This is a genomic window from Tsuneonella aeria (assembly GCF_009827495.1).
GTDB classification, from domain to species: domain Bacteria; phylum Pseudomonadota; class Alphaproteobacteria; order Sphingomonadales; family Sphingomonadaceae; genus Tsuneonella; species Tsuneonella aeria.
In genome coordinates this window covers 2,023,476-2,035,386 of the sequence record NZ_WTZA01000001.1, presented here as the reverse complement: position 1 = coordinate 2,035,386, position 11,911 = coordinate 2,023,476, and the positions used below count along the sequence as shown (strand labels likewise).

General features: G+C 66.9%; 14 protein-coding genes. 7 read left to right on the top strand and 7 right to left on the bottom strand.

All coding sequences use genetic code 11. The features are described 5' to 3' along the window. Window positions 1–15 precede the first annotated feature (15 nt). Window positions 16–699, bottom strand: a complete 684-nt coding sequence (gene ung / locus GRI40_RS10000) for a uracil-DNA glycosylase (protein WP_160611184.1) — start codon at window positions 697–699, stop codon at window positions 16–18. 81 nt (window positions 700–780) lie between these two features. Here ung and GRI40_RS09995 point away from each other — a divergent pair, with 81 nt between their 5' ends. The 3 genes from GRI40_RS09995 to GRI40_RS09985 are packed head-to-tail and all read left to right on the top strand — an operon-like array spanning window position 781 to window position 2,646. Further along, entirely contained in the window at window positions 781–1,401 is a 621-nt protein-coding gene (locus GRI40_RS09995; RefSeq protein ID WP_160611183.1) for a ribonuclease D, read from the top strand. A gap of 25 nt (window positions 1,402–1,426) precedes the next feature. Continuing rightward, window positions 1,427–2,095 (top strand): LPS export ABC transporter periplasmic protein LptC, encoded by a 669-nt coding sequence (lptC, locus tag GRI40_RS09990; protein ID WP_160611182.1) that lies wholly within the window; start codon window positions 1,427–1,429, stop codon window positions 2,093–2,095. After that, window positions 2,092–2,646: an LptA/OstA family protein gene (locus GRI40_RS09985; protein ID WP_160611181.1), complete on the top strand. Its 555-nt coding sequence runs from the start codon at window positions 2,092–2,094 to the stop codon at window positions 2,644–2,646. The genes lptC and GRI40_RS09985 overlap by 4 nt, the downstream gene beginning before the upstream one ends. A gap of 20 nt (window positions 2,647–2,666) precedes the next feature. Here the strand turns inward: GRI40_RS09985 and GRI40_RS09980 are convergent, their stop codons facing one another. The 5 genes from GRI40_RS09980 to GRI40_RS09960 all read right to left on the bottom strand — a co-directional run bounded on the left by GRI40_RS09980 (window position 2,667) and on the right by GRI40_RS09960 (window position 8,853). Beyond that, window positions 2,667–4,055 carry a sugar transferase gene (locus GRI40_RS09980; protein ID WP_160611180.1) on the bottom strand — a complete coding sequence of 463 codons (1,389 nt, stop codon included), beginning with the start codon at window positions 4,053–4,055 and terminating at the stop codon, window positions 2,667–2,669. 122 nt (window positions 4,056–4,177) lie between these two features. Further along, window positions 4,178–5,215: a DNA polymerase III subunit delta gene (holA, locus tag GRI40_RS09975; RefSeq protein WP_160611179.1), complete on the bottom strand. Its 1,038-nt coding sequence runs from the start codon at window positions 5,213–5,215 to the stop codon at window positions 4,178–4,180. An 11-nt stretch (window positions 5,216–5,226) separates the two neighbouring features. After that, window positions 5,227–5,742: an LPS assembly lipoprotein LptE gene (lptE, locus tag GRI40_RS09970; RefSeq protein WP_160611178.1), complete on the bottom strand. Its 516-nt coding sequence runs from the start codon at window positions 5,740–5,742 to the stop codon at window positions 5,227–5,229. Then, entirely contained in the window at window positions 5,739–8,270 is a 2,532-nt protein-coding gene (gene leuS, locus GRI40_RS09965; protein WP_160611177.1) for a leucine--tRNA ligase, read from the bottom strand. The genes lptE and leuS overlap by 4 nt, the downstream gene beginning before the upstream one ends. Window positions 8,271–8,400: 130 nt before the next feature. After that, window positions 8,401–8,853, bottom strand: coding sequence for a DUF3576 domain-containing protein (locus GRI40_RS09960; protein WP_160611176.1), 453 nt, complete (start codon window positions 8,851–8,853; stop codon window positions 8,401–8,403). Window positions 8,854–9,182: 329 nt separating this feature from the next. Here GRI40_RS09960 and GRI40_RS09955 point away from each other — a divergent pair, with 329 nt between their 5' ends. The 4 genes from GRI40_RS09955 to GRI40_RS09940 all read left to right on the top strand — a co-directional run bounded on the left by GRI40_RS09955 (window position 9,183) and on the right by GRI40_RS09940 (window position 11,548). After that, entirely contained in the window at window positions 9,183–9,947 is a 765-nt protein-coding gene (locus tag GRI40_RS09955) for a hypothetical protein (RefSeq protein ID WP_160611175.1), read from the top strand. Window positions 9,948–10,065: 118 nt separating this feature from the next. Continuing rightward, window positions 10,066–10,788 (top strand): acetoacetyl-CoA reductase, encoded by a 723-nt coding sequence (gene phbB / locus GRI40_RS09950; RefSeq protein WP_160611174.1) that lies wholly within the window; start codon window positions 10,066–10,068, stop codon window positions 10,786–10,788. 130 nt (window positions 10,789–10,918) lie between these two features. Continuing rightward, window positions 10,919–11,251: a PilZ domain-containing protein gene (locus tag GRI40_RS09945; protein ID WP_160611173.1), complete on the top strand. Its 333-nt coding sequence runs from the start codon at window positions 10,919–10,921 to the stop codon at window positions 11,249–11,251. 42 nt (window positions 11,252–11,293) lie between these two features. After that, the gene (locus GRI40_RS09940; RefSeq protein ID WP_160611172.1) at window positions 11,294–11,548 is read left to right on the top strand and encodes a ribbon-helix-helix domain-containing protein; all 255 of its coding nucleotides are present in this window, start codon (window positions 11,294–11,296) and stop codon (window positions 11,546–11,548) included. A 72-nt stretch (window positions 11,549–11,620) separates the two neighbouring features. On the opposite strand, the gene GRI40_RS09935 is transcribed toward GRI40_RS09940, so the two are convergent. Further along, window positions 11,621–11,863 (bottom strand): hypothetical protein, encoded by a 243-nt coding sequence (locus GRI40_RS09935; RefSeq protein WP_160611171.1) that lies wholly within the window; start codon window positions 11,861–11,863, stop codon window positions 11,621–11,623. Between the last annotated feature and the right edge of the window lie 48 nt (window positions 11,864–11,911).

Below are 11,911 nucleotides of genomic sequence, written 5' to 3'. Positions count from 1 at the left end.
CCGTCCTCCGCGCGGTCAGGGCTGCCAGTCGATGGCGCCCCGCCCGTTGGCCAGCAGGAAAGTGTTGGCGCGGCTAAAAGGGCGCGAGCCGAAAAACCCGCGATACGCGGAGAGCGGGCTCGGGTGCGGGCTCCGGATCACGAGATGGCGCCCGTCGGAAACACCTGCGACCCGGTCTGCCTTGGCCTGCGCGTGGGCGCCCCACAGGATGAACACGGTGGGTTCCGGACGCGCGGCGACGGCGGCGATGGCGGCATCGGTCAGCGCCTCCCACCCAAGTCCGGCGTGGCTGCCCGCCTTGCCGGCCTCCACGGTCAGCGCGGTATTGAGCAGCAGCACGCCCTGCCGTGCCCAGGCCTGCAGGTCGCCGTGTCCGGGGCGTGGAATGCCGCAGTCGCTTTCCAGTTCGCGGTAGATATTGGCGAGGCTGGGCGGCACCGCCACGCCTTCCGGCACGGCGAAGCATAGGCCCATCGCTTGGCCGATCCCGTGATACGGGTCCTGGCCGAGGATCACCACCCGCACCGCGTCGAGCGGCGTCAGGGCGAAGGCACGCAGCCGGCAATCGCCGGGCGGGAAGATCGCCTTGCCCGCCGCCTCCTCGGCATCCAGCCACGCGATCAGGTCGTGCAGGGCGGGGGCTGCCATCGCGGGGCCCAGCGCCTGGCGCCAGCCCGGGGGGAGATTGTCGGCGTCCATGCCAGCCGCGCTACCGCGCCCTGGCTGCGCCCGCCAGCGCCCCTTTCCCTCAATCCCCGATGGGCCTAAGGCGGCGCTCCCATGACCGTACATTTCCATGAAGAAGACCTGCCCGAAGGCCTGGCGTTCGCCGACGGGCCGATCGCGATCGATACCGAGACGATGGGCCTCATCACCCATCGCGACCGGCTGTGCCTCGTGCAGCTGTCCGACGGTCATGGAGACGAGCACCTGGTGCGCTTCAATCCCGGTTCCACGTACAATGCGCCGCGGCTGAAGGCGCTGATTGGCGATCCCGGCCGGCTGAAGCTGTTTCATTACGCGCGGTTCGATCTTGCCGCGCTCTATTTCTATCTCGGCGTCATGGCGGCGCCGGTGTTCTGCACGAAAATCGCCAGCAAGTTGACGCGCACCTACACCGACCGGCACGGTCTCAAGAACCTGGTGTCGGAACTGCTCGCGGCTGATCTTTCCAAGCAGCAGCAGCTTTCCGACTGGGGCGGGCCGGAGCTTAACGAGGCGCAGCGCGAATATGCTGCCTCGGACGTGCGCTATCTCCACCGCCTGCGCGAGGTGCTGGCGTCGCGGCTGCAGCGTGAGCACCGGATGGAGATCGCGCAGGCCTGCTTCGATTTCCTGCCCACGCGCGCGCGGCTCGACCTCGCCGGATGGGCCGACCGCGATATATTCAGCCACGATTGAGGCAGACGCGCGTTAAGCACGAACAATGGTGAGCCACGACCGCATCGAAACGCTGGAAGCGAAGGCCCTGCGCAGCAGGCGACAACACTTCGCCGCGCCCGGTGGCTCGCACGACCGGCTCATCTCGTTGCTTGCGAAGGTCCTGCCCATGGGGATCGGGGTGGTCGCGGCCCTGATGATCGTCACCCCGCTCAGTCCACGGGGAGAAATCAGTTTCCTGCTCGACAGGTCGAAGGTGGCCGTCATCAACGATCGCCTGACGGTGGACAACGCGATGTACCGCGGGTCCGACAACGATGGGCGGCCGTTTTCGCTGACCGCGGGCGACGCCGTGCAGCGTTCGCAGCGCGAAGGACTCGTGCGGATGAACGACCTGGTCGCCCGCATCCTGCTGCGCGACGGGCCTGCCAGCGTCCGCGCTGATGCCGGCCAGTACGACATCCGCCGCGAAATCGTCGCGGTGCCCGGCGGGGTGGTGGTCAACGCCGCAGACGGTTACCGCATGGCTGCCAGCGGCGTTGTGGTGGACCTCAAGGACAAGAGCCTGGTGGGTGGCGGCGGCGTGTCCGGCGCGGTACCTGCCGGTACGTTTTCCGCCAACCGGCTCGTAGCCGATCTCGATGCGCGCACCGTGGCGCTGGAGGGCAATGCCCGCCTGCGCATGGTTCCTGGCCAGCTGAGGATGCCCCGATGAATCGCCATCTTTCCAATTCGGCCCGCTGGAGCATCGCGGGATTCGCCGCCACGCTGGTGGCCATGACCGGCATCCAGGCCGCGGCTCAGGCCATTGCAGGTCACAATTCGAACGCGCCGGTCAACTTTGCCGCCGACCGCATCGAGTTGCAGGACCGGCAGAACCGGGTGGTCCTTTCGGGTAACGTCGATATCACCCAGGCTGGCCTCCGCCTGCGGGCGGCGCGCACCCAGGTCAGCTACAGCGATGCCGGCTCCCTCAGCATCCAGCGCATCACCGCGACGGGCGGGGTGACGGTGACACGCGGCGACGAGCGCGCGGCGGGCGAAGTGGCCGTGTATGATTTCAACCGCCGCGTGATCACGATGGCCGGCAACGTACGGCTCAATCGGGGGCCCGACACGCTTAACGGCGGCCGGCTCGTGATCGACCTCCGGAGCGGGGTGTCGAGCGTCGACGGCCGGGCCAGCGGATCGAACTCGGTGACCGGCGCGGTGCAGGGTTCGGGCAGCGGGCGGGTCACCGGATCGTTCCGCGTGCCGCAGGACTGACGGTTCGCCCGGGGCTGGCGTCAGAACGCCCGGCGGTGAACCAGTACGCCTAGCGTCTGCACCAGGATTCCCACGTCAGTGAGCGTGCTCCAGCTACGGATGTATTCGAGATCGGCGTCGAGCTGGTTGGTAAGATCGGCCTCCTCGTCCGTCGCGCCGCGATAGCCGCGGACTTGCGCAAGGCCGGTGATACCGGGTTTCAGCGAATGACGGCGCCAGTATGCCTGGTCGACTTCCCAGAACAGCTTGTCACCCGCCTGCGAGCCCAGGGCGTGAGGCCGGGGGCCGACTAGGCTCATCTCGCCTTTCAACACATTGAAGAGCTGCGGCAGTTCGTCGATGCTGGTGCGGCGGATGAACCGGCCAACCTGCGTCACCCGGTCGTCCTGCGGGGAAGCAGATCGATGGCCGTCTGCATCAGCGCGCTCGCGCCGCATGGAGCGGAACTTGTACATCTTGAAAAAGCGGTTGCCCCGGCCGAGGCGGCGCTGGCTGAAGAAGACCGGTGGACCGTCCTCGATCAGGATCGCGAGCGCGGTCAGCAGCATCACCGGGGACAGCGCGATCAGGCTTGCGATCGACAGGACGATGTCGAACACGCGCTTTATGGCCCGTTGGCGCAAGCCCAGGGGTCCGGTCGAAACGACGAGAGCAAGCCACCCTTCCTCTACCGACAGGCCGATGGGTTGCAGTTCGTTGAGGCGATCGGTTACCAACTCGCCCCGGACACCCCCAGCGCGCAGGACGTCGGCCCACGCGGCCCGATCCTCGTATGCGCAACTGACGATCACGCGGTCCATATTGCGCATGACGCGGCCGATCCGGTCGAGCGCGTGCGGATCCTCGACGTTGGGCGCAAGTCCGCTTGCGCGGGCATCAAGGCGAATCGCGTGGGCCAAGGTAAGATCCGGCCCGCCCGCCACGATGTGCAGCGTGTTGATGACGTGCGGCCCCCAGGTCCGGGCAATCCAGCGGCCGAGCAGCCACCTGCTGGCCACCAGAAGCGCCCCACCGCACACGATCCCGCCGGTGAACACCACCCGCGAGAAAGACGCAGTGCTCTTGGTATAGAACGTGATGAAGATCAGCAGCGCCGCCGCCAGGCCCAATGCCATGAGGGCGTGGCCGGCCGCGAACCGCCAGTCCTGCAGCGCCTTGATGGAATAGGCACGCTGGTAGAGGGCCAATGTCAGGTAAAGCGGCAGCAGGAGCTGTGCCTGAAGCAAGGCGTTTAGCACAGGCCGATGCGCAAGGTAGCTGAGCCCCACTGCAGCGAATGCTGACAGGATCAGCACGATATCGACAACCAGCATCAGCAGGTACAATCGAACCCGCTCGCGCTCCAGCGAGGGGGCGAGCGGCGCGTTGTCAGCCAACGTAGTAACATTGCCTACGATGGGCGCGTTCATGGAGTCCCTGCCTAGAACCGAACCGGGACCGGACGAATGCATTCAGGTGTGCGCTTCGTGCGACCGAGGGGAATTGCTAGGACAGTTGTCCCGGATTGGCAATCCGGCGGAACGGCCCCATCCTAGCGCCGCGCCGCCTGCGCGATACGGGTGAGCGATTGCGCGAGGATCTGGTCGTGCGGCGCATCGGCCGTCATCAGGTCGCGGTGCAGCGCAACCAGGCGCGCGATGAGCCGCGCGAGTTTGGGCCCGCGCCACGCGGAAAGCTGCTCGATCAGATCCTTCTTTTCCTTCCAGAACACCCGCTTCGCCTGGCTCTCCGCCTCAACGAAAGCGGCGACCTGGCCGCGCGGGCCCATCCGGGCGTTGAGCTGGGCAAGCTGGGCGGTGCGGCGCTCGAAAGCCAGCAGCAGGCCAACTGGGTTGAGCGACAGTTCGCGCATCCGGTGGATTTCGGTGGCCAGGCGCTGGACATGGCCGCCCAGCACGGCGTTGACGATCGGCATCAGGCCGTCGTCTTCGGTCTTTGCCCCCACCGCATCGAGCGCATCTGCCCCGACCGTGACCGGCGCGGCCGGATCGGCATCGAGATACAATGCCAGCTTGGCGACTTCCGAGCGCGCGAGCCGAATATCCAGGCCCGCGGCGTACGCCAGCCGGTCCGCAATCTCGCCGGAAATGCGCAAGCCCAGCTCGTCGCCTGCGCGCCGGATGGTATCGCGGATCTGGGCAATGTCGGGCGGGTAGAACATCGCCACCAGCGCATCGGCCCGCTTTTCCAGGAGCTTGGCCGTGCGCGCCTTGTCGGTCGCGGCGGTTGCCACGATCAGGACCGGACACGCGGCGCCTTCCGCTGCATCGATCCGCGCGAGGTGATTGGCGACGGCGTCATGCGCCTCGTCGCCGGTCGCGCGCACCATGATATGGCGGGCGCCCGCGAACAGGGAGCTCGATCGCGCCTCGTCCCCCAGAAGCACGGGATCGCGCTTGAGGTCGCCGCCGGCGAGGTCGATCCTTTCGCCCGGTTCGACCAACGCCGCCGCGATCCGCTCTGCCGCTGCCGCGGCGCCCGCTTCATCCGGACCGCAGAAGAAGAACACGGCAGCATTTCGCGCCGCCGCGGGCACGCCCCGTGCGAAATCCTTCTGGGTGGCTTTCACGGCGGCCCGCCTTACTGACGGTCGCGCAGCACCAGCGCGAGCCTCGTGGAAATTTGCGACGCGACCTCGCGCGAGAGGTTTTCCAGTGCTGTCTGCTCGGCGGCGATGGTCGCGTATTCGCTTGATACGACGTCGATCCCGGCGTCGGAGCCCGCCGTCGCGTCGACGAGGATTTCGCCGTTCGCAAGATCGACGAGCTGATAGCGGGCACGCAAGGTGCGCCGTTCGCGGCCGATGGTGTCGTCGCTCAACACGCCGAGCCCTTCCAGGCGGTCGTCAAGCCGCACAAGCAGCCGGTAACGCGCGGCGGCGCTGCCCTCCGGCGCGCCCAGCCGATCGACCAGCGCGTTGCGGACCAGCCAGCCGGCCTGCCCTTCGATCGCCGGGACTTCGACAGCGGCGAGCGCGCGGGCGACCTGTCCGCTGCCCCCGCCGGCGTACATCGGCTGCAGCCCGCATGCCGCCAGCGGGAGCGCTGCTGCGAGCAGGGCCACCGCAGCGCGGATCGGGACACGAAGGCGGTTCATGCGACGATGTTCACCAGCTTGTCGGGCACCACGATCACTTTGCGGACCGGTGCCCCGTCGATTGAACGCTGGACTTTCTCGGACGCAAGGGCAAGCGCCTCAAGATCGGCAGCTGCCGTGCCCTTGGCCACTGTCAGCGTGTCGCGCAGCTTGCCTTTGACCTGGACAGCGATCGTCACCTCGTTGGCGATCAGCAGCGCCGCGTCGAACACGGGCCAGGCGGCTTCGGCCACCAGCCCTTCCCCGCCCAGCAGCGACCAGGCCTCTTCGGCGAGATGCGGCATCATCGGCGCGGCGAGCAGCACCAGCGTGCGGATCGCATCGTCGCGGCTGCGCGAAGGCGCGGCCTTTTCGACTGCCGAAGTCAGTTCGTAGATCCGCGCGACGGCCTTGTTGAATGACAGCGCCTCGATATCCGCCCCCGCACCGGCAACGGCCTGGGCAACCTTGCGGTCGAGCGCCGGATCGTCGCCCTGCTCGCCACCCTGCGAATCAACCCCGAACGTGCCGAACAACCGCCACAACCGCTGGACGAAGCGCCCGCAGCCCTCGATGCCGGCCTCGGACCAGGGCAGGTCCCGCTCTGGCGGGCTGTCGCTCAGCATGAACCAGCGCACCGCGTCCGCGCCATAGCGATCGACCATTGCGTCAGGGTCGACCACGTTCTTCTTCGACTTCGACATCTTGACGACCTTGCCGATCGTCACCGGCTGCCCGTCAGCCTTCAAGGTCGCGCCTTCGGCGGTGCGGATGACTTCGTCGGGGCCGTACCACGTCTCGCGCCCGCCATCTTCGCGCGCGTACGTTTCGTGAGTGACCATGCCCTGCGTGAACAGCGAGGCGAACGGTTCCGCGAAATCGACCATGCCGAGGTGGTTGAGCGCGCGGGTCCAGAAACGGGCGTACAGCAGGTGCAGGATCGCGTGTTCGACCCCGCCGATGTATTGTTCCACCGGCAGCCAGGCGGCCACCTCCTCGCTATCGAACGGCTTGTCCGCGGGCTGGCTGGCAAAGCGCAGGAAGTACCACGAACTGTCGACGAAGGTGTCGAGCGTGTCCGTTTCACGCCGCGCGGCGCTGCCGCAGGCGGGGCAATCGACGTGCTTCCAGGTCGGATGGCGTTCCAGCGGGTTGCCGGGGGCGGAAAAATCGACGTCTTCCGGCAGCACGACGGGAAGCTGGCCTTCGGGCACCGGCACGATGCCGCAAGCGTCGCAGTGAATGAACGGAATCGGCGTGCCCCAGTACCGCTGGCGGCTGACGCCCCAGTCGCGCAAGCGCCAGACGGTGCGGCCCTGGCCGCGGCCCTGCCCTTCGATCCGCCGGATCACTTCGCGCTTGGCGTTCTCCACGCTCATCCCGTCGAGGAACTGCGAATTGACGATCAGGCCGTCGCCACTCTCCGCCTCGCCGTCGAAGGGCCTTGCAGCATCGTCCAAGCCTGACGCCACGACGCGGAGAATCGGGAGGCCATACTTGTCGGCAAATTCGTAGTCGCGCTGGTCGTGCCCCGGAACGCCCATGACGGCACCGGTGCCGTAATCCATCAGCACGAAGTTCGCGATAAAGACGGGCAGGTGCGCATCCGTGAAAGGATGCCTGGCGCCGATACCCGTATCGAAGCCGAGTTTTTCCGCGGTCTCGAGCTCGGCCGCGGTGGTCCCACCGCGCTTGCATTGCGCGATGAACTTGGCTGCATCGCAGTTCATCGCCGCTACGCCCTGCGCAAGCGGATGGTCTGGGGCGACGGCTACGAAGCTGGCGCCGAAGATCGTGTCCGGACGCGTGGTGTAGACTTCCAGGCTGTCGCCGTTCGAAAGATCAAAGGCGAATTGCAGGCCCTGGCTCTTCCCGATCCAGTTCTCCTGCATCAGGCGGACCTTGTCGGGCCACTGATCCAGGGTCGAAAGCCCGTCGAGCAGATCGCCTGCGAACTGCGTGATCTTCAGGAACCACTGGCTGAGCTTGCGCCGCTCGATCGCCGCGCCGGATCGCCAGCCCTTGCCGTCGATGACCTGTTCGTTGGCCAGGACCGTCATGTCCACCGGGTCCCAGTTGACCTCGCTTTCCTTGCGATAGACCAGCCCGGCTTCGTACAGCTTCAGGAACAGCGCCTGTTCGTGCCCGTAGTATTCGGGATCGCAAGTCGCGAACTCACGGCTCCAGTCGAGCGCGAAGCCTAGGCGCTTCAGCTGCGCTTTCATGTGGGCGATGTTATCGCGCGTCCACCCGCCGGGGTGGACGCCCCGCTCCATCGCGGCATTCTCGGCGGGCATGCCGAAAGCATCCCAGCCCATCGGATGCAGCACTTCGTGCCCCGTCATCCGCTTGTAACGAGCCAGCACGTCGCCCATCGCGTAGTTGCGCACGTGGCCCACGTGGATGCGCCCCGATGGGTAAGGGAACATCTCCAGCACGTAGCTTTTCGGCTTCGCGCTCGAGCTGTCGGCGCGAAATGTGCTGGCGGCATCCCATACGCCTTGCCATTTCGCATCGGCGATGGCGGGATCGAAACGTCTGGCAGTCATCTCAACAACACCCGTTCATCCTGGAGCCTGTCGAAGGACCGCTTATCGTTTCGGCCTCAGCTAAAGGGAAGGACAACCCGCCCCCGGCGTCCACTCAGGCGCGGTGGACCGGGCCTCGGATGCCCGAGCGTCAGCCGGCGATCGCCTCCCGGCGAAGCTGGCGAGCCTTGGTCAGGATGATGTCTTCCAGCCGCTGAACGGTGGCCGCCTGAACGGGCGCATCGACCCACTGCCCCCCTTGCGCGACCTGGCGGCTCGCGGCGACACGCACGGCATCGGCGCGCAAGTCGCGGTCGAGGATCGAGACAGTCATCTTGACCCGTTCGCCGGCGTTGCTGGGGTTGGCGTACCAGTCGGTCACGATCACGCCGCCGTTGCTGTCGGACTGAAGCAGCGGAGCAAAGCTCACCGTTTCCAGCGCGGCGCGCCAGAGGTAGGCGTTGACGCCGATGGTGGTCACCTGGCTGGCGGCGAGGTCCGCCCGAGGCCGGTCATTTCCGCCGGCGCAAGCGGCCAGCGCGGCGACAGCGGCGATCACGCCGGCGGCGCGAAGGGTGCGAAGGGTGCGCGAAGTGGCGGTCATGCTGGCGGAAAGATCCCTCAAAGAATGTGCAACAGCGCCTCTAGAGCGCCCGCGCGGCGCGGGCAAGGCATCGCTGGGCACCCTCAAGTGGCAGGGCGCCGTGAACCCGTGCTTAATCCTGCGATGGGCCACCTGTGCGAATGGAGCAACAGTCGGCGGCACTTGCGCACGCCTGTCACGGATTTGCTCGCCAAACACGGCCTGTGCGTTACAGTTTGAAGCTGGACTTGCCCCCAGGGGCGAGTCGGTTGCCGGTGAAACCATTCGGCTCATCAAACGTTAAGGCGCGCGAGGCTCTATCGCCCGCGGGGAAGGACCGAGGAGCAACAGTGAAGCGCAAGGCGCAGACGAACGGCAAGGGCCCTGCCCGGGAGCGTATCGCCCCCGCGCTGGCGGCTGTGGCTGTCGCGCTGGCCGCCGTGCCCACTGCCGGCCTTGCAATCACCGCCGCTTCGCCCCCGGTGCGTACGCTTTCCGCGCTGACGCCGTTCACCCCCGCCAATGTCGACCCCGCGCTGGCGCAGCGCGTGGCAGCGAAGATCGCGGCGCGCGGGCGCACGATGCGCTTCACCCCGGCCGGCACGAATCTCGATGCGGATCGCACCGCTACCGTTGCCATTCGTGTCGACTCCGAAGTCGCCCGCGCCATATCCGTGCGCAACGCGATCGCCGTGGCGAAGACGGAGGTCGGGGCAGGCCCGTCGCTCGCCACGCTCGCGCCGTCGCGTTACAATCTCGGCATTTCGCGCGGGTATCAGACATTCGCCAAGCCCGCCGCGCCCGCGCTCGACATACGGCAGATCGACATGCCTGATCTTGCGAGCTTTCGACCGCGCGAAGGTGTGAAGGAAACGCCGGGCCGGCTCCAGCCGCGCCTCGCGCTTGAAAGCGACAGCCGCACCGGCCGCAGCCCCCTGACGCTGGAAGGCGCCGGCGAGCAGGCGGTGGATCTCGGCGCCGGTTATCGCCTGTCGCGCAACATCAACGTCACTGCCGGCGTGCGCCTGAGCCAGGATCGCGACCGGCTCGCCCCCTTGACCGACGCGGTGCGCGACGATCAGGCGGTTTACGTCGGCACCCAGTTCAAATTCTGACGATCGGGCGACAGCGCGCGTGATTTCAGCCCCGGCCCGGCGGGGTTTTTCTTTGCCCGGACGCAGCCTTGGCCCTAGCCTGTCAGGCGGAGAGACCTGAAACAGGCAAGGAGCGGCAATGGAACGCGTGGCAATCGTCACTGGGGGCACCCGTGGCATCGGAGAGGCGATCTGCCTCGCGCTCAAGGAACAGGGACGCACGGTCGTCGCCAACTACGCTGGCAACGATGCGAAGGCCCAGGCTTTCGCCGAAGAACACGGTATCACGGTCTACAAGTGGGACGTAGGCGACCACGAGGCGTGCCTCGAGGGATGCCAACGCGTGACCGAAGAGGTCGGCCCGGTGGACATCGTGGTCAACAACGCCGGCATCACTCGCGACGGCACTCTTGCCCGGATGAGCTACGACGACTGGCACGACGTGATGCGGGTCAACCTGGGCGGATGTTTCAACATGGCCAAGGCGTGCTTTCCCGGCATGGTGGCGCGCGGCTGGGGCCGGATCGTCAACATCGGCAGCATCAACGGGCAGGCGGGCCAATATGGCCAGGTCAATTACGCCGCGGCCAAGAGCGGCATTCACGGCTTCACCAAGGCGCTGGCACAGGAGGGGGCGAAGAAGGGCGTCACCGTCAACGCGATCGCGCCCGGTTACATCGACACCGACATGGTGGCGGCCGTGCCCGAACCGGTTCTGGAAAAGATCGTCGCCCGGATACCCGTCGGCCGGTTGGGCCAGGCAGGCGAGATCGCCCGCGGGGTGGCCTTCCTGACCAGCGACGAAGGCGGCTTCGTCACCGGCTCCACCATGAGCATCAATGGCGGCCAGCACATGTACTGACGGCGGCGCGCGGCAGCGGCGAAAGCGGCCGCGCGCAACCAACAGATGTTAACTCGATATTCGTACTTCCCCCGTAAGAACCCGCAAAACAAGACAGGTCGCTCTTCCAGCAATCGCCAGGACGGAGCAGATGAGCACGGATTCGATACACGGGGACCGCCGCGCCGAACCCCGGTTTGATACGCGGATCGACGGCCGCATCCGGTCGAGCAAAGGCGCGCGCTTTCCCGTGCAAGTCGAAGACCTGTCCGCCACCGGCTGCCGGATCAGCATGGCCGACCAGTACGTGGCCGCCAGCAGCGGCTGGGCCCTCAAGATCGGTGGCCTCGAAGCGCTCGGCGGAGAAATGGCATGGATTTCCGAGGGCTCTGCAGGCATTCGCTTCAGCGACCCGCTGCATCCTGCGATCGTCTCACACCTGGTGGCCGCCAATCCTCCGCCGGAGGACGAATCGGCGGACTGAAGGCGGGCGACAGCGCCGCGGGCGTCGGCTAGACCGCCCGGCGTGCCTGTTCCCTACCACCCCCCGGTCAAGCGCTCGGTCGAGATCGCCGGCCACAAAACCTCGATCAGTCTCGAGCCGATGTTCTGGGACATGTTGCGCGCCGCGGCCGCCGCGCGCGGCGTGCCGGTCAATACGCTGGTCGCGATGATCGACGAAGAACGCATCGCAAGCCCGACGCCCTGCGGCCTCGCGGGGGCGGTGCGTCTGTGGCTGGTGTCTCAGGACACGTCCCGGCACCCCGCCAAAGGCGCATAGAAAAGCGGGCAGATCCGAAGAAGGACCCACCCGCCTCTTCACCCGTCAGGGCGATCCAGACCCGTTGCTCCTTCAGTAGGTCGCCGGGGGATCGCTGGCGGGAAAGCTTTCATCGCTTGCCTGATCGGCCTTGTCCCACGCACGGCCGCCGTTGTCGCGCATCGATTCGGGACCCGCCGCGCGGACGTGGTTGGCGCCGTAGTTGCCTTCGCTGCCGGCGAAGGCGGCCTGGCCCTTATGCGCGAAGTTCTTCTGGTAGTACTGGTATCCGACGTAGCCGAGCGTTCCGAGCGCGGCGAGTTTCAGCAGTGCCATGGTGGACCTCTCTTTCTTGGCCCATCAACGCCGGAAGCGGTGCGCGTA

What these genes read in the sequence shown, in the direction of transcription:
- ung (WP_160611184.1), bottom strand. Translation starts at nt 699, where the DNA reads ATGGACGCCGACAATCTCCCCCCGGGCTGGCGCCAGGCGCTGGGCCCC.
- GRI40_RS09995 (WP_160611183.1), top strand. Translation starts at nt 781, where the DNA reads ATGACCGTACATTTCCATGAAGAAGACCTGCCCGAAGGCCTGGCGTTC.
- lptC (WP_160611182.1), top strand. Translation starts at nt 1,427, where the DNA reads ATGGTGAGCCACGACCGCATCGAAACGCTGGAAGCGAAGGCCCTGCGC.
- GRI40_RS09985 (WP_160611181.1), top strand. Translation starts at nt 2,092, where the DNA reads ATGAATCGCCATCTTTCCAATTCGGCCCGCTGGAGCATCGCGGGATTC.
- GRI40_RS09980 (WP_160611180.1), bottom strand. Translation starts at nt 4,055, where the DNA reads ATGAACGCGCCCATCGTAGGCAATGTTACTACGTTGGCTGACAACGCG.
- lptE (WP_160611178.1), bottom strand. Translation starts at nt 5,742, where the DNA reads ATGAACCGCCTTCGTGTCCCGATCCGCGCTGCGGTGGCCCTGCTCGCA.
- leuS (WP_160611177.1), bottom strand. Translation starts at nt 8,270, where the DNA reads ATGACTGCCAGACGTTTCGATCCCGCCATCGCCGATGCGAAATGGCAA.
- GRI40_RS09960 (WP_160611176.1), bottom strand. Translation starts at nt 8,853, where the DNA reads ATGACCGCCACTTCGCGCACCCTTCGCACCCTTCGCGCCGCCGGCGTG.
- phbB (WP_160611174.1), top strand. Translation starts at nt 10,066, where the DNA reads ATGGAACGCGTGGCAATCGTCACTGGGGGCACCCGTGGCATCGGAGAG.
- GRI40_RS09945 (WP_160611173.1), top strand. Translation starts at nt 10,919, where the DNA reads ATGAGCACGGATTCGATACACGGGGACCGCCGCGCCGAACCCCGGTTT.
- GRI40_RS09935 (WP_160611171.1), bottom strand. Translation starts at nt 11,863, where the DNA reads ATGGCACTGCTGAAACTCGCCGCGCTCGGAACGCTCGGCTACGTCGGA.